Genomic DNA, 20495 nt, shown 5'->3' on the forward strand with positions numbered 1-20495 from the left:
GAGTACTCGGAAACCTACCATAGAAATATGACAAGGCGCTGGGTGCTTAGCCTACGTGTACACGACCGAGGAATCCGAGAAGCTGGAACTCCATGAACTGACGCGGGAACTGGGCGGCAATCTGGAGCTTGCCGTCCGGCGGCTGGCTGAAAGGAAAAGAGAGGAACAAAAACAAGTATCAACCCCTAAATGAACGAAGTTATGAGAAACAGACAATTGGTGAGGCTGGCGGTATGCCTGGTCGGCATGGCCGCCATGGTATTGCAAAGTTGTATGGAAGCAAACGGAACGGACTGTGACAGACTCTGCGGTTCGTGGAGCAGCGTGGAGGGTAAGCCTGACGTGCTGGTCTACAAGGAAGGCGGAGCCTATAAGGTGACGGTCTTTTCCCGCAGCGGAAAGACGCGTGTCCTGAAACCGCGGACCTACCTGCTGGTCGAGGAGAACGGCAACCTTTTCATCAACACCGGATACCGTATTGACGTGTCCTATAATGAAGCGACCGATGTGCTGACTTTTTCCCCTCACGGTGATTATGTACGTAATGAAAACAGACGATGAGAACGGGAGGCATATGGAAAAAGGCAAGCCTTGTTTGTACGGTGTTTCTGCTGGCAACCGTACAGTCAAGTGCTCAGTGGGTGGTTACCGATCCCGGAAACCTGGCCCAGGGTATCATCAACATGTCGGACAATATTGCGCATACCTCCAAGACGGCCACGAACACCGCGCAGAGCTTTTCCGAAACGGTCAAGATCTATGAGCAGTCAAAAAAATACTATGACGCCCTTAAATCCGTGAACAACCTGGTGAGGGACGCCCGCAAGGTGCGTGAAATCATCCTGATGGTGGGTGACGTGTCGGATATCTATGTCACCGGCTTCGGCAGGATGATGAAGGATGAGAATTTCTCGGCAAGGGAACTGGACGCCATCGCTTCCGGCTATACGAAACTTCTGGAGGAGAGCAACGGCGTATTGCAGGATCTGAAGCAGGTAATCGATGTCAGCACCCTCTCCATGACGGACAAGGACCGCATGGACGTGGTGGATGAGTGTTACCGTGACATGCGTCGTTACCGGAACCTTGTCAGTTATTATACGAACAGGAATATCGCCGTGAGCTACCTGCGTGCCAGGAAGAGGAACGACATGGACCGCGTAATGAGGCTCTATGGTGATGAAACCTCCAGATATTGGTAGCCTATGGTGTTGTTGTCGATAGATTTTGCCAGCCTCCATACGATACTGGAGAGTCTGTACAATGAGATGATGCCTCTTTGCGAGGACATGCTGGGTGTGGCGAAGGGCGTTGCGGGGCTGGGTGCCCTGTTTTATGTCGCCCTCCGCGTCTGGCAGTCGATGGCCCGTGCCGAGCCGGTGGACGTCTATCCGCTGCTTCGCCCTTTTGCGCTGGGTATCTGTATCCTGCTGTTTCCGACACTGGTGCTGGGAACGATGAACAGTATTTTAAGTCCCATTGTGCAGGGGACCCACAGGATGCTGGAAGGGCAGACACTGGACATGCAGCAATACAGGGCGCAGAAAGACCGGCTGGAGAGGGAGGCCATGATGCGCAATCCCGAAACCGCCTATCTGGTCAGTGATGAGGAGTTTGACCGCCAGCTGGACGAGCTCGGCTGGTCTCCGGGAGACGCCGCCACCCGTCTGGGAATGTATATGGAAGTGGGCATGTATAATCTGGAGAAGAGTATCCGTGACGCTTTCCGCAGCCTGCTGGAATTGCTCTTTGCAGCCGCTTCGTTGCTGATAGATACGGTACGGACCTTTTTCCTGGTGGTACTTTCCGTGCTGGGTCCGATAGCCTTCTCCATTTCGGTATGGGACGGCTTGCAGTCCACGCTCGGGCAGTGGTTCACAAGATATATATCGGTCTACCTGTGGCTTCCTGTCAGCGACCTGTTCAGTTGCATGCTTGCCAAGATACAGGTGCTTATGCTTCAGAACGATATTGCCGAACTGCAGGGAAATCCCGATTATTCACTGGACAATTCGAACTGCGTGTACATCATTTTCATGTTGATCGGGATTGTCGGTTATTTTACCGTTCCGACCGTTTCCGGCTGGATTGTCCAGGCGGGAGGTGGCGGCAACTATTCCCGCAATCTGAACCGTACGGCGACTAAAGCCGGTGGTTTCACTGCCGGTGCCGGCGGTGCGGCACTGGGTAATATCGGAGGGCGTATACGTGGAAAATAAACAATCAAAAACGATTCACAGATGGAATTCAAGTCATTGACCAATATTGAAAGCAGCTTCAGGCGTATCCGCCTGATGCTGGCAGCCTTTGTATGCTGCTGCACGCTCATTACCGGCTATTCGTTGTGGAGCTCCTACAGCTTTGCCGAGAAGCAGCGTGAAAAGATCTATGTGCTGGACGGCGGCAAGTCGCTGATGCTTGCGATCTCGCAGGACCTTTCGCAGAACCGTCCGGCGGAAGCCAGGGAGCACGTGAGGCGCTTCCATGAACTCTTCTTCAGTCTTTCGCCGCAGAAGGACGCCATCGAGCACAATATTCACCGGGCTCTGCTGCTGGCCGACAAGAGTGCCTACCATTATTATGTGGACCTTGCCGAAAAAGGGTATTACAACCGTCTGATTTCGGGTAACATCAACCAGGTTGTCCAGGTGGACAGCGTGTCTTGCGACTTCAACAGTTATCCCTATAAGGCGAGGACGTATGCCCGGCAGATGATCATCCGTGAGAGCAACGTGACGGAGCGCAGCCTGGTGACGGAGTGCCGGCTTCAGAATGCTGTCAGGTCGGATGACAATCCGAACGGGTTCATTATCGAGCATTTTACCATTACGGAAAACAGGGATTTAAGGAGTGCCGACCGATGAGAAGAAGAAAATACCCGTGGAAACAGGCGGATATCCTGATACACCGATACTGCCGCAGACTGACGACAGGGCAGCGGTTGGCTGTCATCGCCGTTGCATTTGCCCTGTTTATGGCAGGCTGCCTGTATATGATCCTCTCTTCCCTTTTAGGTTTCGGAGAACCGGGCGGGGGACTGAAAATTGAGCATATCCGTCCTTTGGATATAAAGCCGGAGAAAAATACAACCATTCACTTTAAAGACTATTATGATTATGGACATTCAGAAAATCAGGATACTGTTAGGCTTGTCTGCTGACAGACCTTTGAGTCCGGAGGAAAAACGCAGGCGTACCAGGTATATTGTCTATCCCGCCATGTGCCTGCTCTTTGCAGGTTCGTTATGGCTGATTTATTCGCCGTCGGAGAAGGAGAGGGCGGCGGAGGAGAAAGAGAAGGGATTCAATACGGATATTCCCTCCCCCGGACGGCAAAGGATGGACGGCAACAAGGTGGACGCTTATGAGCGTGAAGAGTTGGAAAAAAAGGATAAGTACCGTAAAAATGCATTTCAGGAGATGGCCTCGCTGTTCGGCAGTTCCGGTAAGGATACGGTGCACCTGCCTGAAGGCATGGCGGAATTACCGGTGGAAGAGGCGGATAACCCCTCTACAGGTTCCCATAATACTGTCCGTTCTTCTGCCGGTGCCTACCGTAACATGAACCGTACGCTGGATAATTTTTATACCCGTGCGGAGAACTCCGAAAGGAATGAACTGCTCCGACGTATCGAAGAGCTGGAGCATGAACGGCAGATGAAAAAGCCGTCGCAGGAGACTACGATGGAAGAGAAAATGGCGCTGATGGAGAAATCCTATGAACTGGCTGCCCGATACAACGGGAAACAGGCGGCGACGACTTCTCCGGCAATGGATAAAAGGCAGCGGACGGCTGTCAAACCGGTAAAACAGGTCCGGCATCAGGTGGTGTCTTCCCTGTCACAACCCGCGAGCAACGGGGAATCAGGAAACGGATTTGCGGGGGAAAGGAATGTAGGGTTCAATACTCCCGTGGGGAAAGTGCTGACTTCCGACAGGAATACCATTCCTGCCTGCGTACACGGTACACAGACCGTTTCGGACGGTCAGGCGCTGCGTATCCGCCTGCTGGAACCGATGGTGGTCGATGACCGGTTTATTCCTAAGGGGACGATCCTGACCGGCGGAGCCCGTATGGAAGGTGAACGGCTTGATGTCCTTGTTCAGGCGGTTGAATATAAAGGTACGGTTATTCCGGTAGAACTGGAGGTTTACGATGCGGACGGCCAGCGGGGAATACCGGTCCCCAACTCGATGGAGTATGATGCGGCACGTGAGATAGCGGCAAATATGGGAACCTCCATGAACGGCAGTATCAATATCTCTACGGATGCCGGGGCGCAGATCGCTTCGGACCTGGGAAAAGGAGTGATACAGGGCGTGTCGGGATATGTCGCTAAAAAGATGCGGACGGTGAAGGTCACTCTGAAAGCAGGACACAGGCTGTTGCTTCATTCTCCCGAACAGTGAGACACAAAAGCAGTAAAAGAAAATCGATCATTAACCAACCAATCAAGATGCAATCGGATATGAAAAAGATTCTGATGATGTTTTTTGCCCTGATGACGGGTGTGACGGCTGCCAGTGCGCAGTTGAGTAGCGGGGATTTTTTTGAGGGACTGAGCCGCAAGATCGGCTTTAGCCGGATGATAGCCCCGCACGGGCTGGAAATCACTTATGATAAAACGGTACATGTGATATTTCCTTCCCCGATCAAGTATGTGGACCTGGGGTCCACCAATCTGATAGCCGGAAAGGCGGATGCGGCGGAGAACGTGATTCGTGTGAAAGCTGCTAAAAAGCATTTCCGGGATGAGACGAACATGAGCGTGATCACTGAAGATGGAAATTTTTACACGTTCAATGTCAGATATGCGGATGAACCGCTCCTGCTGAACGTGGAGATGTGCGATTTCATCCATGACGGTGAAACGGTGAACCGTCCGAACAATGCCATGGAAATCTATTTGCAGGAACTGGGCAATGAGTCCCCGCGTCTGGTACGCCTGATTATGAAGTCCGTGCACAGGCAGGACAAAAGACGGGTCAGACATATCGGCTGTAAACGTTTCGGGGTCCAGTTCCTGCTTAGGGGGCTTTATACCCATAATGACCTGCTGTACTTTCATACACAGCTAAGGAATGAGACGAATGTCCCGTTTGATGTGGATTTCGTGACCTTCAAGATTGTCGACAAAAAGATCGTGAAACGTACCGCCATGCAGGAACAGGTGATCTATCCTTTGCGTGCCTGCAACTATGTGACCCGTGTGGATGGAAAGGCCTCGGAACGTACGGTGTTCGCGTTACCCAAATTTACGATACCGGAGGACAAGAAACTGGTGGTGGAGATGTATGAGAAACAGGGAGGACGCCACCAGATGTTTGAGGTGGATAATGAGGACCTTGTGCGTGCTGAACCCGTCAACGAATTGAAGGTACGATGAGAATGACCGGAAAATTTGTGTTGTTGCTTGCGGCTATGCTTGCCCTGTTTTTGGGGCAGGCGCAGGCCCAACGCTGCCTGCCGGGTATGAAAGGTGTGCAGCTAATGGCGGATATGGTTGACGGTTTTTATTGCGGGAAGGAACGTAATGATACGGGATTCGCTTTCGGACTTGCCGTTTCTACCTATGCTAAGGGAGGAAATAAATGGGTATCGGGTATTGAAATCATGCGGCGGTATTATCCCTACCGTAATACACGTATCCCTTTGAAACAGTATACTGCGGAAGGTGGCTACTATTACAATTTCTTTTCCGACCCGGGGAAAAATGTATTTCTGAATATCGGTGCTTCGGGATTGATGGGGTATGAAACTGTAAACGGTGGAAAGGGACTGCTCTTTGACGGTGCCGTCCTGAAAAAACATGAATCGTTCATTTATGGCGGTGCAGTGACACTGGAAGCGGAAACTTATCTTTCAGACAAGGTCGTCCTGTTACTGCGTCTTCGTGAACGTGTTCTTTGGGGGAGTGCCGCAAAGCACTTCCATACCCAATATGGCTTGGGCGTGAAATACATTTTATAATGACTAAATCCATACGAAAAATGAAAAAGATACTTGATCAGATAATGATATTGTGCTGCATGGCAGTCTCCTTGTTTTGTTTTGGATCTTGTAGTGATGACCTGGATATTCAGCAGGAATATCCGTTCACGGTAGAGGCGATGCCCGTAGCGGACAAGATAGCCGGCGGCCAGACGGTGGAAATCCGTCTGGAAATTACTGAAGAGGGCAATTTTTCCGGAACGCTTTATACTCTCCGCTATTTCCAGCCTGACGGGAACGGATTGTTGAAGCTGGAAGACGGTACGGTTCTGAAACCCAATGACCGCTATTTATTGAGTGAGAAGAAGTTCCGGTTGTATTACACTTCAAGGAGTACGAATGAGGCACAAACGATTGATTTGTACTTTGAAAATAACTGGCAGGATGTCTGGCAGCTGAGTTTCAGTTTCAATAACAGGAATGACGGGGCGGAGAAAACGGAAGGAGGAGCCCGTGTCCAGTAAATTGAGCAGGATGTTCTTGAACTGCAGTGACGAGAAATATACTCCGGGATACGGAGTGGCTCCCATCATCAAGTATCTGCCTGAGGGGAAGATTATATGGTGCCCTTTTGACACGTGCCACAGCGAGTTCGTGCTTCATCTGCAGGAAGCCGGATTTCAGGTAAAATACTCGCATATAAATACCGGACAGGATTTTTTTGCTTACGAGCCGGATTGTTGAGATATTATTGTATCTAATCCGCCTTTCAGCAGAAAAATGGATGTTTTTGAACGCTGCCTGCAACTGGACAAGCCGTTCGCCCTGCTGATGTCCAATTTTTGGCTCAACAGTGTCGGTCCGTGCCAGCTGTTCAAGGACAGGGAGCTTCAATTGCTGATGTTTGACAAACGCATCCAGTATGACAAAGGGGGAGGTGTCCCATTTGGCAGCAGCTATTATTGTCACCGTCTTTTGCCTAAACAAATCGTGTTTGAGGAACTGGCGGTCTGTCGGAATGATTACAGCCGTATGCATCGGGATGTGGATAACTTGAATCGGAATATTGCGGAAGAAGACGCCGGACTTTCCTTCGGCGTTGTTTGAAAGCACAAACGGAAAAATGGATTATGGGAAAAAACTTTTTTATTGTTCTTTCGATTTCCGCCTTTTCCGCCCGTGCCGGAAATCCGCCTTCCATGATTGACAAGGCGGAAGAGGGAGTTTGAACTTTTCTATATACCTTAGATTACATGCTATCGGAGCCGTGAACAGTATGCCATATTGCTCGCGGCTCTTTTATTATAGGGTTCTGCCCAGCAGTACTGACAAACGGTAGATATATTTGTTGTATTTTTTGAGACACTCCATATCTAGTGTTCCGTTATGGTAGGGACTGGATTTGTCCGTGTAGAAGAATACGTCCACTTTACTGCTGTTTCTTTGAATATCCACCCCTTCAACCGGTATTTCTTCCGGGTTGTCATATTCTTCCAGCGGTAATTCCTCAATTGAGTTCCATTTGTCCATTCCAAGCAGGTTCAGTTTCCGGTTGAACAGAACGAAACCTTTCCTGGAGTAATCAATTCTTATACCGTATGGACGGTCCAGATAGAAACTTTCAACGGCCTTTTGTGCATACAGGCTCGAATTATTATTTTCCATTTTGAGTATTGATATAAGTTTTCTCTTTCAATAAATGTCTGTAAAAGGGAAGCAAAGATACAAAAAATAGTTTCTGTGTAAATTTATAGACGGATGAATTTGAATTTAATAAAGTAGGGGAACTGGAAGAACGGTTGACTGTTTATGGGGAGATGCAGAGAGAGTATAGGGCAACCTGAATAAATTGGTGAATACGACAATTTTATCCGTTCTTTTTTTTAACTTTGTATTTCAATTAAACTGTGGGGTATGCCACAATAAAAACGATATAAGTAGTATGGCACGTGCTGGATTTATTGATCACCGGAGGGCGAAAGTTGAAGCTAAAAATGGCGATGCTTGTATCATCGGTTTTACGGGGGATTTGAACTGTCTGGTTAATGAACGTTTTGACAATGTATTGTCTGAATCTCAGGAAGAGGTATTTAACACACATTACGGTGTCCATATGGACACGGTGTGGGAATTTAACAGATACCTTGTAAAAAACAACTATAGCCATATTATCCGTTTCCAGTTGGGCCGGGAACAGGAACGAATGCGGACCGGGGTACGTATCGGGCAATTATATGAAGGGAAGAAAATGGATACCAAGACATTGACTACCAGATACGGTATTGATGTGGTCAATCGGTATTGTATTGAACAGGGACGGTATTCGGCGGGTTTTGATATATTGGCTAAGGTTGCCACTGCACTTGACTGTAAGATTGATTTTGTTACTAATAAATAAGTTTTATGTGTACTGTCAGATATCATTTTGCCTATGACGAGAACTATTCCATCATAGATATTGATAATGTATCTTCCGAGTACAGAAAAGAACATGATTTTCATTGTATCTCGTGCGGTGCGTTAATGACGGCCAGGTTAGGTAATGGGAAAGCACATCATTTTGCCCATAAAGATGGTGAATCATGCGGTTCGGAAACTTATCTTCATAAACTGGCAAAATTGATGTTGAAAAGAAAATTTGATAATTCGCAATCTTTTGGAATCGAATATACTTTGCGGGTCAAATGCTCCCGTAACCTGTCATGCCCGTTCTATCGAAAAGAAAGATGTCATGATATAATAATGGGAAAATATGATTTGAAGGAATATTATGATACCTGTATGGAAGAACAACAGGTGGGTAACTACCGTGCTGATTTGCTCTTGACAAAGAGTACCCGAAAAGATAGGATGCCAGTTTCTATTGAATTTTATGTGACTCACAGGTGTGCGGAAGCTAAAAGGAGTTCTGCCCTTAAAATAATAGAAATTCATATCCGGTCGGATAATGACATCAGGCGATTGATGGATTGTCCTGTCAGTGAAAATGAACAGGAAATAGTATTCTATGGATTTAAACGGGATTCTGTAAAAAGTGTTCTTTTAGATAAACGGCAACTGTTTCGCTTCCTGCTCTTTCGGAGCGGGAAAGCCTATGTCTCCAATTATGAGGATATGCCTGTATGCAATGAGGGGAGAAGAAACCGTAGTGCAATTCTCGAACTAAATATTGACGGGGATTATTGTAATTACGTCGGTGAACCGTCAATATATGATTATGGATTGATTAGGGCGCTACAGGAAGGTTTTGATATTAAAAATTGTCGCTTGTGCAAATTTCGCCGTTCTGGTTATGGGACAAGCATGAATCCGAATTTCTGTTGCTTGAGTAAAAAGTATGGTACCCCCAGATATCCGGAAGCTACCGAAGCAGGGCAGTGCAAATATTTTGTTTTGGATAATGATAAGATTACCAAACTAATCCCATCCATGCCACCGATGGAAAAACTATAACTTTGCCATGATAGTAGAAACAATGAGCTATGAAGAGATAGCAAGGGAATATGATAAGATTCATGATTCCATTTTCCCCCGTTCCAAGGAACGGATAGACTGCCAGGGTATGCGGCGGTATCTTCTTAAACATAAGAATGAAGAGAATGTATGGTTCAAGCTGTTGGATTATAAGGTAGACCATAACACTACGTTTTGTGTTCTTCCTTTTACACCCGGTTGGAAAGCATTCCAGCGATATGGCTGTCATCCTTATGTAAAAGTCTATTTGATTTATCTGACTAGCAAGGGGTATATGTTACTTGCTCGTGGTGGTGAGAAGGATGACGAATATGCATTCTTCACCTCGCACCTGTTTGACCGCTATCGGGAACGTGAATTGCGGGACCTTTCAATGGACAAGAGGGAGGTTATCAAGGAGTTTTTTAAACATAATGGAGATATTTGCAGCGTTCCTTTTCCTATTGAAAAATATCCCGACAATCAATTGGGTATTACTGGTAAAGGAGTGATTTTTATCCAAAAGATAACAGACAAAATCTGGCTTAATAAAACTTATATACGTAAGGACCAACTACAGGAAGGACAGTTTGAAGCTGCCATGTGTACTGAGGAGGGAATGGCATATGCGCTGGAACAAAGAAAGCGGATACAGGAACTCTTATTAAAGTATCCGTATCAGCACATGCATATTAATTATTTTTGAGTAGTCCGGTAATTTGGCCATTGTGAATGATTCTGTTTTACAGTTGCTTGCCGGACAATGGAAGGTCCGGCAAGTTCTGTTGATTTTTCATTCTATGATTCCATTTCAGTTGTTTTTCACCCGGTTCATCAGTTGCCCGGATATCTCATGCAGCTCCCTGCTGCGTTCCGGCTCCTGTTCCCGTGCAAAGGCGGTGATGCCTTGTGCCAGTTTCCAGAGTGTTGCCCCTCCTGTTATGCCGTCGTCGGGGTTGTTGTTCATCAGGAGCTTTTCGACTTCCCGCCCTTCGTTTTTCAGCAACGCGCCACGCTGTACCAGGGATTTAAGTTCCTTGTCAAAGTCCACGTCTATTTCCGACGCTCCCTGAATTTCGATGGCTTTCTGCATGATCGTGTCCTTGCTGTAGAGCCCTTTAGTCAAATCTTTGACTGCCGATACGGTTGTCTTGGTGTCCAGTTCATAAGTTCTTTGCGAGAGCGCAAGCGTATCCGGCAAGCGTCCTCCCAGATGAATCTGCCGCATGACCGATTCACGTACCATGCCGTTCAGGCAAGCTCCGTTGAGCAGGAACGAGCGCATGTCCACCGAACCGTTTCCGAAATCGGATGTGCTGAATCTTGCTCCCGCGAATATGATTACCGTCCCGTTTTTACGGGTGGGTATTTCAACCGGTGTAGGAAGAATCGTCTCGCACCATACTTTGGTGTCATTCATATAGGCGTCGGACACGACGGCTCCGTTGTTTGCCGCTTCCCTGATGAATGCGGTTAGTATGTCCACGGAGTTGAGCCGCCGGTACGAGTCTGAGAGTACACCCCTGATTTCCGTTCCTATCGCACGGATGAGCACGCGTGTACGCCCCGTCCATCCCGAATGTTCGTTGAGAATGGTTGCGCACAGCTGTTTCTGCCAGGCGTCTCCTGCGGAAAGCTCCCTGAGATATTTTGCCGGAATGCCCATTTTCTCGGAAATCTGGCTGATGGCATTTCCGTGCAGGTTGAAATTCCCTTCCGGCATGTTCATCTGTACCTGTTCCTCTGCCTGGAATGTGATAACCGGATGGCGGTCCTCATTACGCAGGTTCACTCCTATGGGTGCGATGAAGTCCTGCGCGATTTTTCCCTCTTCAAGCAGGCGGGTGATTGTAGCCATGACACCCTGCTGTTTTCCTTCGATCATTTTTTGAACCTTGTTTATGACTACCTGGTTCAATCCCTGCTGCTTCTGTACCGGTGCAGCGGCCGGCATTACTGTAACTTCCATAATTGCTGTATTTAATGGGTTAATAAATAAATTTGGCATACCGGTGGTATGCTTATAAGATATTGTATGTAATCATTTTTTATGCAGATGATCGTGTTTGGTATCATATTTTATGTCGTTATTACATCTTGAAAATGGCTTGTAAAGGCGGAGGGGAATCCGCCTTACGCTTCCTGCCACCCGCTGGCATCGTTTTTCGTATGATATAAGGGGATGCTGGAAGATTCCTGCCTGCCCGGTATTCCTCCATGTTCATTCTTTTTATCGTGGGTATGCCTGTCCATGCAAGCATGGGATTGACCTTCCAACCGTCCACGAAGTTTCCGGGATTCAGGCTGTCATGGCAGATGACTTCCCCTACGCATCCGTGTATGAGCATATTGCATACGGTCATCAGGCAGCAGGTCCGGTTGATATCCTCCCCTATGGGGTAGTTTCCCGGATTCCGTGCATGATAGGCCAGCAGCAGCCTTCCGCTTCCGCAGGTCGGATCACCCATCCTCTGTCCGGTCTTTTTTTCTTCCGTTTGGGTGCACAGCACCATGAGGTCGCAGATATGTACCGGAGTGAAGAATTGCCCCTGTGACTGCTGGGCACTTTTGGAAACCAGTGCCATATATAAATCCCCGAAAGGGTCATACCAGCTTGTATCATCCTTTATCCGGCTTGCCATGAGCCGTACCCACCCGGTGAGCATTTGCATAAATTTCATGTTCTGCTGCCGTTTGTACTTCCAGCTCTGCAGTGGGGGAGCACCGGGAGAAAACCCGTGGATGATATAGGTCAGGAAATCGTTGAATACATTGACGGGATCGAGTCCGTTTGTGTAGGAGAAATCCGTTATCAGTTTCTCAAGTGGACGGACCGGGGGAGGGGTTTCGTATTTTGCCATTGTTATTTCTTTTTATAGACGGTTATTGTACGGGTATCATCGCTGGTTATTATTTTCACGGGGGACTCTCCGAGAAAGGATATGTGTATTTCGGCTTTTGTATTGTTCCATTCCTGTTCCGTGAGTATTTCCCATTTCATGTGGTATCCCCATAGAACGAGTGAGTTGCTGTATATCCCGTCGAAGAGTTCCCCGTGAAGGATTCCGGTCAGCCTGTCCAGTTCCTCGCGTGAGTATAGGGTGAATCCTTCGGTCATGTAGAAGAACTCGCCGTCATGTTCCGGGTCGGGCTGCCTGTTGATGTGGTATTTGCTCCAGTTTCTGGTAGTATATCTGCCATACAGGGGTTCCGGTTCCGTATATTGCCACGCACGGACGAAGGCTGTGAAGTATACCTCCCCGTTGGCGCATTTTCCGGCATGTCCCCATGTCCTGAACAGCTTTTCCCTGATACCTGCCGGTCTTAAGGCGGCTCTCTTCGGATAAGTCCATATCCCTTCATGGACGTTATAGCCGACACCGTCCCCGCTTTCATAACAGAACGGGATGCTTCCGGAAAGGCAGATCTTGAAATGTCCGTCGCATATCTCTTCGATGTGTGCCGATTGAAACCAGTCACCGTTCCGGCAGGTATACTCGATAATGTCACCTGCTGCCGGTCCGATATTCTTTTCCCGTTCTTGCCGGATTATTGCAATGAGACGGTTTACCTTGTCCGTGTCACTTTGGTTTACCCGATATCCGTGGTAATGGAAACCGTTGAAGCATTGCAGGCTTTCCACTGTATAAAGGTCAGTAAATTCCATAGTGTTTTCGATTTTTACGGTATACTTCAATTTGTCGGGCCACCATGTCACAGAACTTCTGTCCGTTTTCACCCTCCCCTCTGAAATAGATGATCATGTTCCGGAGGTCCCGGTTGAAACAGTTCATCCATTTGTCGTAATAATGACTGCCCAGTGTCTTCCCGAAGGTCTCCTCGAAAAGGCGCAGGTTCAGCCCTTCTTCCCCGTGGTGGTTGTACTGCCACAGGAAGATGAGTAGCAGACGGTTATAGCAGAGTTCCATAGAATATGTTTTTTGATATTCCTTCCTGGGTTGCTCTTGCACAAAGGAGCTCCTCCCTTATCCAGATTCGGGTGTATTCTTCCAGATATCCCTTGTCTATGAGTTTTTGATAGGCTTCCCGGACATATTTGTAAGCGGGGGAGTCCCGGTCGGGCCCTTCCGGATATTTTTGAGTCGGTATGTTGATTTCTGAAGCCACCGTCATGAGATTTTCGGTAACAGTCCACGGTTTCCTTCTGAAAAGGTCGAATATCCGGTAGTATATGCTTGTTTCGTTTTGCTGCCGGTAAAATTCCAGCTCCTCTTCCTGCGTGAAACTGAATATGAAATCAAGCAGGGTGCACTTAATCAGATTGAATCTCCTGCTTTCCCTGAGTAACCGGATAAGCGTTCCGGTCAGGTGTGTGGCCTCACACTGTCCGGTTATCCATTCGTAATGTGAATAAAGCCTTGTATTCCCTTTGGTTATCCGGCATCCTTTTCCTTTTTTCTCCATCTCTGCCGTATATCCGTCCGTGGTGAATATTTCCGCGATTTCCTCATAAAGTTTCCTCTTCTTTCTGTATTCGTTCTTTTTCCCGTACACATATCCCCAGTCAAGCTCGATCTCTGCCCTGTAGATCAGATTTTTTTCATATTCCGGGTTTGTATATCCGAAAGCATGCGTTCTCCCGGTTATCGGTCCCAGTATGAATCCTTCCGGTGCATATAGTTGAAGTACATGCAGCAGTTCCGCCAGAAGGAAGTCCGGTTTCTTGCTCCTCCACCATTCTGCCTGCCGGTCTTCTTCCGCGTATGCCGGAAGAAGGGGTGAAAGTTGTACATATTCGGGGGTGTCCCGTATGATTTCCATTATCCGTAATATTGCCCCTGGTTTGTCTTCCAGTGTGAAAAGTGTCGTTTCCGTATCCGCATACAGTCTGTTCCGGGTTCTTTCATCTGTAATCATAGCCGATCATTTTTTAGTTATACATGAGCCTGTCGTGAGACGGGCATTTTTATTTCTTGTTGGATGCGTTGTCCGTTTGCCGGGGATTGCGGCAAGGCTTGACGGAAAAAAATACCGGAGCGTAGCGAGGATGATTTTTTTCCTGTCAACCAGCCCGCAGGGCTGCCTTGCGCATTCAGTCCGGCAAACGGCTATCTTTGCGGCAAGAAATGGAAATGCGTAATCCGTTTTGCTATTTCCGCATTTCCCGTTGGTGCTTTTCGGCTTTCCTTTGCAGCCTTCTTTCTGCCTCCTGTACATTTTCTTTTTTTATTTTGAGTTTGGCGACAGCCTTTTGGAGCATTTCGTCCGTCTGTTCGTCAAAAAAGAGGTTGTTCTGTTTTTGCCATGCGGTGTATTCCTTTATCCTCCGTTCCATCTTGGTGACCTGTGCCTTGGCTGCCGCCAGCGAGGAGAGGCAGGAGCCGAATGAATAGTCTTCACCGCTGTGCCTGTCATACAGGCAGTAGGTATGTGTAACATTCCCTTTGGGATATTGGCAGGTCAGTCTTGCCCTTCTCCACCGGACGACCCAGTCATATTTGTCCGCCACTTTCCGTGGCAGGTCATATCGGAAGAGCAGGACTTTGCCACCCTGCTCCGTAGTCCTGTAAAAGGAGATGATCACCCACAGCTCGATCTCCAGCTCTTCTTCCGCTTTTGCCATGTCCCTGGCATACTGCATCCATTCTTCCATGTTCCGGGAACTTTAAGTGTGTATCTGCCATCCTTTGAAGGGAGTCAGCTGTATGGCAAACGATTCATCCGGTGAACCGTGATAGAGCAGCCCTCCGACAATCCCTCTGCTGCCGTCCGGGTACCTTTGGGTGAACCCGAACGAATAGGGGGCCCAGTCGTGGTAGAGCTCTATCTCACACGGGCGGTCTGGATTCTTTTCCCATGCTTCAAGACGTTCCATGCAGTTCTGCAGTGAAGTGTCCTTGATTGATTCCGCATACTGTACTACCTGGTTGTAGTACTCCTGTTTGCACATGATTTTCATGATATTCCGTTTTAATTGGTTGATAATGTTTTTTCTTTCTGTCTGTTCCTGCCTGTATTCCTGACGGTTTTGTATTCAGTTTCCCAGCTGGTGGAGTCGCACCAGTCCCTGCACATTCCGCATACTTCGGTTGCATAGGAATAACGTACCTGTGAGTCTACGAACAGTCTGTCCCTGACGAATGGAAACGTAATGTCCAGGGGCAGGCTGATGTGGTAGCCGGAACCGTTGAAACTGTTGGCGACGGCTACGATGACATCCCCGTGGAAACGGATGGTTCTGAAATCTTTTCCGTTGTCGTTTGTGACAAGTTCATTGAACCCGGCATTGAAATAAATACGTAGTTCACCACCGTATGTGGCATTATCCACCAGTTCTTCAATTAGTGTGTCAAACTGTCCTTTCTTCAGTTTCAGGGCGCGCCTGACCTTGTAACAGGACATGGCTTTGGATTCTTTTCCGATACGTTCCTCTATTTTCGCACCGGGAGAGTAGTACATGTTGACGGCGGCGGAATTTTTTATGAGTTCTTCCGCCGGGTCGGTATCACTCCTGTTCAAGATGAGGTCCGTAATCTCTTCACGGTGTTCCTCGAATTCTTCCTGCCTTTTCTCTTCTGCCATCTTCTCTTTGATTTCCTCGAGTATTTTGAGCAGACTTTCCGCTTCCTGTTCAGCATAACATTCCATGACTGTTTCATATAGCCTCTCCATGTTATTGTTCCGGATGCACTGTTCCTGCAGGTCTTCGCGTTCGTCCAGATTCTCCCGGTAGTCCACATGATACAGGCTGACCGTTTCGGGAACATATTTTTTCCATGGCTCCGTATTATTCATAGCGTTTGCATTTAAGGAGGATTGCTTTTGCTTCAGCCGGTGTTTTCTCTCTTTTGACGGCTCTGAGCCTGTGCATAATGTGCAGGAACAGTTCCCGGTCATAAATCCTGTAGAAGAAGTTTTCTCCGGTTTCCTTGACAGTTCCGGTGAATGAGACGGAATCACGGCAGGGAGGAAACTGGAAGAGGCATCCGCTTGCTATTATGGTGTATCTCTTTTCCTCCACTTCATCCAGCAATGTTTCCATGTCGTCATGCCTGCCATATCCGGAGAAATACAGAAAATGATGTTTCCTCAGGCTGAGCAGTATGTTCGCCATGTCTTTTCTGGCCTTGCAGGTGTCCCCACCATCATTTCCTCCGGTTACCATGTTACAGATGAAACGTTCCCTGTTTTCCTTGTCGGTGAATGAATAGGGAATGGTGATAATCTCCTGCTTGTCCTTGCTTGTAATTCTCTCCGCTTTTCCTTTGGTGACTTTTCCCTTGAATGTGATGTTGTGGTAATGCTCGTTTATTTGCCGCTCCAGTTCGGCCTGCGGTGTCATGACCGGACGCAGTCCCCGGAAAAAACGTTTTCCGATGGTGAAACAGAACATGTACAGGCTGCCATGGTAGGGTTCGCCGAAAAAGAATGAATGGCGCTTCAGACGGACGGGAGGCAGTTCGTTCATACAGTTATAATAGTTCTCCTCTGTAATTTCACGGAAGGGTTGGCACAATGACTTGTCATGAATACGCGACCTCTTGTGTATGGCATTTCTTGTTACCGCAACTAGAAAAGGATTGTTTTCCTGTTTCTTGAGTTCCTCCAGTGTGCTGCCGTAGTAGTCACAGTGTATGCCGTCCGACATGGATGTGACGCAGCTTCCTCGGAAACAACGGGAGTCAATGACAAATTTCAGATGTTCTTTTTTCATGGTCAGATATTTTGGAGGTTTAAGATTCTCTTTGCCGCAGACACCGCATTCGGATTGAGTTGTCGTTGCCATGCCCTGTTTCTGGGTGACCAGTGGAAACCGGATGATTTGAGTTCCCTGCGTTTGCTCTCTTCCGGTATTTTGTTGAAGAGGATTTGCAGACGACTTTCCTGATAGTTCCAAACGAGGGTTCCACCTTCAAACGTAACTTCCCTGTTTTCCAGCTCTTGGGTTTCCTTTAACTTGTCCCGCATGCGACTGGCAGTTTCAGCCAGCTGGAAGAACCGGTGGCGTGGTGTGATGACAGGCTTCTTTATGCCGGCATTATATTCGGAGATGAAGTCGATTGCCTTCTGTACGATTTCCACGTCGCCATGGCCGGCAAATGTGCTGACCTTGTTGAAGATGCTGCTGACGAAGAGTGCCCGGTTGTATCCTCTGGCTTTTCCCGTATCAATCTCATGGATCGTGTTTGCGCTGCTTGCAATGTCACGTTTCAGCCTGCGCCATGTTTCCTCCCGTTTTTCTTCTTCGGGCCTGTCTTTTTCCGTGAGCAGTTGCATGGTTTTCAGAAATTTCTCACGCCATTTCAGGAATTCGTCGTATCTGTTCTGATAGGCATTTTGTGCCTTTTCATTCCTTTGGAAATTGAATCCGCCCCGTCCTGTCACCATCGGGTTTGCACAGCGTGAGAGGCTGTGGAATAAAACGGATATTTTACTTTTGTAAGTATTGATGTAATCCTGTTTTTTTGCTTCCGGTATTTTTTTCAGGTCTTCATGAAGCTGCTTTTCATATCCCATGATGTCCGTTTCAGCCCTTGTTTCCGGATCATGAGAGTTCCATCGGTAGGCATTGACGGCGATTTCTTCCAGTTTTTCCAGATAGCCGGGATACTTGAATTCTGTTACTTCCCAGTTTTTGAAGTCAGAAGCACATACTTCCTTCTCTTCACCGTTTTCCGTGTAGGTATGGATATACATATACATACCTTTGCTTTTCTTGCGGAAATGGAAGGTAACCGCATCTTTGTCCGTTCCGATCCGCCGGATGGATTCTACACGGTGCGCATTTGTTTTTGTGAGTGGAATGATTGTCGGGTTACCACTGCTACTTTCTACGAGGTTCATTACTCGTTCTTCGTGAACCTGCATTTCGGTCATTTCAGCCATACTTTAATCATTTAAAATTATACATAACCGGCTCCGTGGAGCCAGTATTTCGATTTCTTACTTGCCGGGTTGTTCGTGTCCGGGATTGTGCAAGGCTTGGCAGGAAAAAATACCGGAGCGTAGCGAGGATGATTTTTTGCTCGCCAACCAGCCCATAGGGCTGCCTTGGGCAATCCGCAGGACACGGACTATTTTTGCAGGTAAGAAGTTGAAATATAATAAGATATTAATAGGGAAAATAGAGTGTAGGCTTACCAGATAATATTATATTTGTTTTCATACATATATCAAGCTTTCGAGGGATTTGAACGGCGAAACGGACTTTTTTGAAGGAAAGGGTAAAGATTAGGCATAGACAGATTAAAGAAGGGTGAATGGATCTTATCCCTGTCGTCCCACCAAGAAACTGTCCCAGTAGCGCGTCCCACTTAGGAACATCCCAGTAGATGTGCATAGGCAAACTCAGCAAAGGATAATAGGGATGTGGTGAAGTTTTTTTTATTGTTTGTATAAGGATTATTTAATTCTACATTCTTGATAATGTCATGCAGTAGTTTGATGACGAATTCGATTATTGGGGAGCTGCAAATCATAAGAGGCACTCACCGACTATGTCGTGGCTCTGTTTATCGGCATGATGAATGTCTTGACAGTTCCGTTAGGTGGTGAAGGTGGAACTTCTAACGATTTGCCGTGAGGACGGAAAGAGGATGAAATGGAACTGCTCCTTCCTTGATGCCTGATGCCGTAAATACTACACTACGCTCGCAAAGTTCTCTATAAGCCGACTGTACCGAGAGAAGAAAGCGTTTCAACTTGCCATTCGTTGCCATCGCCTTTTGGTTCTCGCTGTTCAGTTTGTTTTCTTGAGCGTTCCACAACTTAGGATCGCACGAGAACTTGTAACTAAATTGGGCAATTGTTTGCTCATATGTTACTCATTTCATTATCGGAGCTTGTTTCGATTTGTACAATTTGCTCTTTTTCAGGTAGAGTAACACCTTGAATTTGCTTGTTTGCATATGCCTCTTTTTATGGACAAAGTTACCTGTTGTTGAACTGATCTTCACTATGCAAAACATTGTATTACAAAGAATAAGCACTGCAATGACAGAAAGATGAGTCGCCGAATACTCTTCTATCAGTTATTTTCTCCTACCTCATTACCATTCAGGAAAATAGATTAACAATCTGATAACAGAACTTCTGCTCAAATTCACATTCTCTGCACTTTGTTTCCCTTGCGTAAAGTGCTGATATATAACGTAAATCCTACTCATCCCCATTTGTTTTCCCTCCACCTCTCTCTAATTTCCTTTTCTCGAGTAGTTCCTGATGAGAAATAGGAAAACAAAAGGATTCTTAGAATTAGGATTAAAATTGAGTATGCTAGCAGCGGTATAAAAATATGCTGTATTGTCAAAGAACGGTTCGGATACCATAAATTCTGCTTCGAAAATATGGTGATTATTATTACATGTGGATTACATTATTTTAGAATCAGCCATAAAATAAACCATGTAGCAATTAATCTATATAATGTTTACTGATATTAATTCTTTAATATTTGCACAGTTATTTTTTTTTTCCGAATATTGTCCCATGTTAGTTGAATGAATATATTAAGAAGTTTAATTTTGAGAACTAAATTCAGTTTATGACTCTCAATGATCAGAAACGCATAATAGATTTATGGGTACAATTTTGGGGTGGAAATGAAATGGCATTTTCTCAATTGTACTGTTTATGCTTTGATGATTTATTAGCTTATGGTCGTAGAGTGGGGGGAGATAATGAGATGGTAGAAGACTTGATTCAAGACCTGTTTCTGAAACTTTATCAGAAAAAGATAATTCTTGAAGATAATACAAAGTTACGTTCCTTCCTATTTCGTGCATTAAAGAATTTGATTTATAATCAATTACTTCGTAATGCGAAACTTCAATCATTGCCGGATTATGACTTTGCATTTGATTTGGATTATACAATTGATGAGCAATTGTCTTGGATGCATGACCAAGGGCTGTCAGATGAGGTTCATCATATATTGAAAGGACTTACCGGACGTCAGAAAGAAATAATCTATCTTCGCTTTATCCATGAGATGAGTTTTGAAGAAATCTCAGAAATAATGAAAATTAATATCCAGTCTGCCCGAAATCTATTGTTCCGTTCTATGGAAAAGATTAGGAAAGAATCTTCATCCGCTACTATTTTATTTCTTATTAATGTGCTTTCTATATAATTGTATAGTAACTTGTTAT

The 20495-nt window shown here is 46.6% G+C and carries 25 protein-coding genes and 2 pseudogenes; 14 read left to right on the top strand and 13 right to left on the bottom strand.

Annotation, left to right across the window (positions count from 1 at the left end; translation table 11 throughout):
- Positions 1 to 46 precede the first annotated feature (46 nt).
- Positions 47 to 175: a hypothetical protein gene (locus tag RDN93_RS16600; RefSeq protein WP_308746555.1), complete on the bottom strand. Its 129-nt coding sequence runs from the start codon at positions 173 to 175 to the stop codon at positions 47 to 49.
- A gap of 26 nt (positions 176 to 201) precedes the next feature.
- Between RDN93_RS16600 and RDN93_RS16605 the strand changes: the two genes are divergently transcribed.
- From RDN93_RS16605 to RDN93_RS16650, 10 genes and pseudogenes are all read left to right on the top strand, one after another.
- Complete coding sequence (locus RDN93_RS16605) at positions 202 to 561, top strand: DUF3876 domain-containing protein (RefSeq protein WP_165938053.1); 360 nt, start codon at positions 202 to 204, stop codon at positions 559 to 561.
- Positions 558 to 1202: a DUF4141 domain-containing protein gene (locus tag RDN93_RS16610; RefSeq protein ID WP_044655412.1), complete on the top strand. Its 645-nt coding sequence runs from the start codon at positions 558 to 560 to the stop codon at positions 1200 to 1202. Before RDN93_RS16605 ends, RDN93_RS16610 begins: the two co-directional genes overlap by 4 nt.
- Positions 1203 to 1205: 3 nt before the next feature.
- A complete protein-coding gene (traJ, locus tag RDN93_RS16615; RefSeq protein ID WP_004323338.1) occupies positions 1206 to 2219 on the top strand; it encodes a conjugative transposon protein TraJ in 1014 nt (337 codons plus the stop codon).
- A 21-nt stretch (positions 2220 to 2240) separates the two neighbouring features.
- On the top strand, positions 2241 to 2864 hold the full coding sequence (traK, locus tag RDN93_RS16620) for a conjugative transposon protein TraK (RefSeq protein ID WP_308746556.1): 624 nt from the start codon (positions 2241 to 2243) through the stop codon (positions 2862 to 2864).
- Positions 2861 to 3160 carry a TraL conjugative transposon family protein gene (locus tag RDN93_RS16625; RefSeq protein WP_308746557.1) on the top strand — a complete coding sequence of 100 codons (300 nt, stop codon included), beginning with the start codon at positions 2861 to 2863 and terminating at the stop codon, positions 3158 to 3160. The genes traK and RDN93_RS16625 overlap by 4 nt, the downstream gene beginning before the upstream one ends.
- Positions 3111 to 4409, top strand: a complete 1299-nt coding sequence (gene traM / locus RDN93_RS16630) for a conjugative transposon protein TraM (RefSeq protein WP_308746558.1) — start codon at positions 3111 to 3113, stop codon at positions 4407 to 4409. Before RDN93_RS16625 ends, traM begins: the two co-directional genes overlap by 50 nt.
- Positions 4410 to 4468: 59 nt before the next feature.
- Positions 4469 to 5386: a conjugative transposon protein TraN gene (gene traN, locus RDN93_RS16635; RefSeq protein WP_060451330.1), complete on the top strand. Its 918-nt coding sequence runs from the start codon at positions 4469 to 4471 to the stop codon at positions 5384 to 5386.
- A complete protein-coding gene (locus tag RDN93_RS16640; protein ID WP_308746559.1) occupies positions 5383 to 5970 on the top strand; it encodes a conjugal transfer protein TraO in 588 nt (195 codons plus the stop codon). The genes traN and RDN93_RS16640 overlap by 4 nt, the downstream gene beginning before the upstream one ends.
- Positions 5971 to 5990: 20 nt before the next feature.
- A complete protein-coding gene (locus tag RDN93_RS16645; RefSeq protein ID WP_288214917.1) occupies positions 5991 to 6455 on the top strand; it encodes a DUF3872 domain-containing protein in 465 nt (154 codons plus the stop codon).
- A 10-nt stretch (positions 6456 to 6465) separates the two neighbouring features.
- Positions 6466 to 7038, top strand: a pseudogene (locus RDN93_RS16650) (tRNA (adenine-N(6)-)-methyltransferase).
- A gap of 195 nt (positions 7039 to 7233) precedes the next feature.
- On the opposite strand, the gene RDN93_RS16655 reads toward RDN93_RS16650, so the two are convergent.
- The gene (locus tag RDN93_RS16655) at positions 7234 to 7596 is read right to left on the bottom strand and encodes a hypothetical protein (protein WP_004297770.1); all 363 of its coding nucleotides are present in this window, start codon (positions 7594 to 7596) and stop codon (positions 7234 to 7236) included.
- Between the two features lie 277 nt (positions 7597 to 7873).
- On the opposite strand from RDN93_RS16655, the gene RDN93_RS16660 reads away from it, so the two are divergent.
- The 3 genes from RDN93_RS16660 to RDN93_RS16670 are packed head-to-tail and all read left to right on the top strand — an operon-like array spanning position 7874 to position 10090.
- The gene (locus RDN93_RS16660; protein WP_308746560.1) at positions 7874 to 8329 is read left to right on the top strand and encodes a hypothetical protein; all 456 of its coding nucleotides are present in this window, start codon (positions 7874 to 7876) and stop codon (positions 8327 to 8329) included.
- 5 nt (positions 8330 to 8334) lie between these two features.
- Positions 8335 to 9384 (top strand): competence protein CoiA family protein, encoded by a 1050-nt coding sequence (locus RDN93_RS16665; protein ID WP_308746561.1) that lies wholly within the window; start codon positions 8335 to 8337, stop codon positions 9382 to 9384.
- A gap of 7 nt (positions 9385 to 9391) precedes the next feature.
- On the top strand, positions 9392 to 10090 hold the full coding sequence (locus RDN93_RS16670) for a hypothetical protein (protein ID WP_308746562.1): 699 nt from the start codon (positions 9392 to 9394) through the stop codon (positions 10088 to 10090).
- 105 nt (positions 10091 to 10195) lie between these two features.
- Here RDN93_RS16670 and RDN93_RS16675 read toward each other — a convergent pair whose 3' ends face one another.
- The 11 genes and pseudogenes from RDN93_RS16675 to RDN93_RS16725 all read right to left on the bottom strand — a co-directional run.
- Positions 10196 to 11353, bottom strand: coding sequence for a hypothetical protein (locus RDN93_RS16675; protein WP_118032969.1), 1158 nt, complete (start codon positions 11351 to 11353; stop codon positions 10196 to 10198).
- 121 nt (positions 11354 to 11474) lie between these two features.
- Entirely contained in the window at positions 11475 to 12245 is a 771-nt protein-coding gene (locus RDN93_RS16680; RefSeq protein ID WP_308746563.1) for an N-6 DNA methylase, read from the bottom strand.
- A 2-nt stretch (positions 12246 to 12247) separates the two neighbouring features.
- A complete protein-coding gene (locus RDN93_RS16685) occupies positions 12248 to 13051 on the bottom strand; it encodes a DUF4121 family protein (protein ID WP_308746564.1) in 804 nt (267 codons plus the stop codon).
- Positions 13038 to 13313: a hypothetical protein gene (locus tag RDN93_RS16690; protein ID WP_308746565.1), complete on the bottom strand. Its 276-nt coding sequence runs from the start codon at positions 13311 to 13313 to the stop codon at positions 13038 to 13040. The genes RDN93_RS16685 and RDN93_RS16690 overlap by 14 nt, the downstream gene beginning before the upstream one ends.
- Positions 13297 to 14262: a hypothetical protein gene (locus tag RDN93_RS16695; protein WP_308746566.1), complete on the bottom strand. Its 966-nt coding sequence runs from the start codon at positions 14260 to 14262 to the stop codon at positions 13297 to 13299. Before RDN93_RS16695 ends, RDN93_RS16690 begins: the two co-directional genes overlap by 17 nt.
- A gap of 232 nt (positions 14263 to 14494) precedes the next feature.
- Complete coding sequence (locus RDN93_RS16700) at positions 14495 to 14998, bottom strand: hypothetical protein (protein WP_308746567.1); 504 nt, start codon at positions 14996 to 14998, stop codon at positions 14495 to 14497.
- A 12-nt stretch (positions 14999 to 15010) separates the two neighbouring features.
- Positions 15011 to 15304 carry a DUF4120 domain-containing protein gene (locus RDN93_RS16705; protein WP_308746568.1) on the bottom strand — a complete coding sequence of 98 codons (294 nt, stop codon included), beginning with the start codon at positions 15302 to 15304 and terminating at the stop codon, positions 15011 to 15013.
- Between the two features lie 11 nt (positions 15305 to 15315).
- The gene (locus tag RDN93_RS16710) at positions 15316 to 16140 is read right to left on the bottom strand and encodes a hypothetical protein (RefSeq protein ID WP_308746569.1); all 825 of its coding nucleotides are present in this window, start codon (positions 16138 to 16140) and stop codon (positions 15316 to 15318) included.
- Positions 16133 to 17059 carry a hypothetical protein gene (locus RDN93_RS16715; RefSeq protein ID WP_308746570.1) on the bottom strand — a complete coding sequence of 309 codons (927 nt, stop codon included), beginning with the start codon at positions 17057 to 17059 and terminating at the stop codon, positions 16133 to 16135. Before RDN93_RS16715 ends, RDN93_RS16710 begins: the two co-directional genes overlap by 8 nt.
- Positions 17060 to 17061: 2 nt before the next feature.
- Complete coding sequence (locus RDN93_RS16720; RefSeq protein ID WP_308746571.1) at positions 17062 to 18231, bottom strand: hypothetical protein; 1170 nt, start codon at positions 18229 to 18231, stop codon at positions 17062 to 17064.
- Positions 18232 to 18959: 728 nt separating this feature from the next.
- Positions 18960 to 19253: pseudogene (locus RDN93_RS16725) on the bottom strand (Arm DNA-binding domain-containing protein); the annotation flags it as partial.
- A 635-nt stretch (positions 19254 to 19888) separates the two neighbouring features.
- Here RDN93_RS16725 and RDN93_RS16730 point away from each other — a divergent pair.
- Positions 19889 to 20476, top strand: coding sequence for an RNA polymerase sigma factor (locus RDN93_RS16730; protein ID WP_004323707.1), 588 nt, complete (start codon positions 19889 to 19891; stop codon positions 20474 to 20476).
- The last annotated feature ends 19 nt before the right edge of the window (positions 20477 to 20495 follow it).

Source organism: uncultured Bacteroides sp., assembly GCF_902491285.1.
Classification (GTDB): domain Bacteria; phylum Bacteroidota; class Bacteroidia; order Bacteroidales; family Bacteroidaceae; genus Bacteroides.

Bases quoted from the DNA above. Each gene is read 5' to 3' on its own strand.
- RDN93_RS16605 (WP_165938053.1), top strand. From the start codon at position 202: ATGAGAAACAGACAATTGGTGAGGCTGGCGGTATGCCTGGTCGGCATG.
- RDN93_RS16610 (WP_044655412.1), top strand. From the start codon at position 558: ATGAGAACGGGAGGCATATGGAAAAAGGCAAGCCTTGTTTGTACGGTG.
- traJ (WP_004323338.1), top strand. From the start codon at position 1,206: ATGGTGTTGTTGTCGATAGATTTTGCCAGCCTCCATACGATACTGGAG.
- traK (WP_308746556.1), top strand. From the start codon at position 2,241: ATGGAATTCAAGTCATTGACCAATATTGAAAGCAGCTTCAGGCGTATC.
- RDN93_RS16625 (WP_308746557.1), top strand. From the start codon at position 2,861: ATGAGAAGAAGAAAATACCCGTGGAAACAGGCGGATATCCTGATACAC.
- traM (WP_308746558.1), top strand. From the start codon at position 3,111: ATGATTATGGACATTCAGAAAATCAGGATACTGTTAGGCTTGTCTGCT.
- traN (WP_060451330.1), top strand. From the start codon at position 4,469: ATGAAAAAGATTCTGATGATGTTTTTTGCCCTGATGACGGGTGTGACG.
- RDN93_RS16640 (WP_308746559.1), top strand. From the start codon at position 5,383: ATGAGAATGACCGGAAAATTTGTGTTGTTGCTTGCGGCTATGCTTGCC.
- RDN93_RS16645 (WP_288214917.1), top strand. From the start codon at position 5,991: ATGAAAAAGATACTTGATCAGATAATGATATTGTGCTGCATGGCAGTC.
- RDN93_RS16655 (WP_004297770.1), bottom strand. From the start codon at position 7,596: ATGGAAAATAATAATTCGAGCCTGTATGCACAAAAGGCCGTTGAAAGT.
- RDN93_RS16660 (WP_308746560.1), top strand. From the start codon at position 7,874: ATGGCACGTGCTGGATTTATTGATCACCGGAGGGCGAAAGTTGAAGCT.
- RDN93_RS16665 (WP_308746561.1), top strand. From the start codon at position 8,335: ATGTGTACTGTCAGATATCATTTTGCCTATGACGAGAACTATTCCATC.
- RDN93_RS16670 (WP_308746562.1), top strand. From the start codon at position 9,392: ATGATAGTAGAAACAATGAGCTATGAAGAGATAGCAAGGGAATATGAT.
- RDN93_RS16675 (WP_118032969.1), bottom strand. From the start codon at position 11,353: ATGGAAGTTACAGTAATGCCGGCCGCTGCACCGGTACAGAAGCAGCAG.
- RDN93_RS16680 (WP_308746563.1), bottom strand. From the start codon at position 12,245: ATGGCAAAATACGAAACCCCTCCCCCGGTCCGTCCACTTGAGAAACTG.
- RDN93_RS16685 (WP_308746564.1), bottom strand. From the start codon at position 13,051: ATGGAATTTACTGACCTTTATACAGTGGAAAGCCTGCAATGCTTCAAC.
- RDN93_RS16690 (WP_308746565.1), bottom strand. From the start codon at position 13,313: ATGGAACTCTGCTATAACCGTCTGCTACTCATCTTCCTGTGGCAGTAC.
- RDN93_RS16695 (WP_308746566.1), bottom strand. From the start codon at position 14,262: ATGATTACAGATGAAAGAACCCGGAACAGACTGTATGCGGATACGGAA.
- RDN93_RS16700 (WP_308746567.1), bottom strand. From the start codon at position 14,998: ATGGAAGAATGGATGCAGTATGCCAGGGACATGGCAAAAGCGGAAGAA.
- RDN93_RS16705 (WP_308746568.1), bottom strand. From the start codon at position 15,304: ATGAAAATCATGTGCAAACAGGAGTACTACAACCAGGTAGTACAGTAT.
- RDN93_RS16710 (WP_308746569.1), bottom strand. From the start codon at position 16,140: ATGAATAATACGGAGCCATGGAAAAAATATGTTCCCGAAACGGTCAGC.
- RDN93_RS16715 (WP_308746570.1), bottom strand. From the start codon at position 17,059: ATGAAAAAAGAACATCTGAAATTTGTCATTGACTCCCGTTGTTTCCGA.
- RDN93_RS16720 (WP_308746571.1), bottom strand. From the start codon at position 18,231: ATGGCTGAAATGACCGAAATGCAGGTTCACGAAGAACGAGTAATGAAC.
- RDN93_RS16730 (WP_004323707.1), top strand. From the start codon at position 19,889: ATGACTCTCAATGATCAGAAACGCATAATAGATTTATGGGTACAATTT.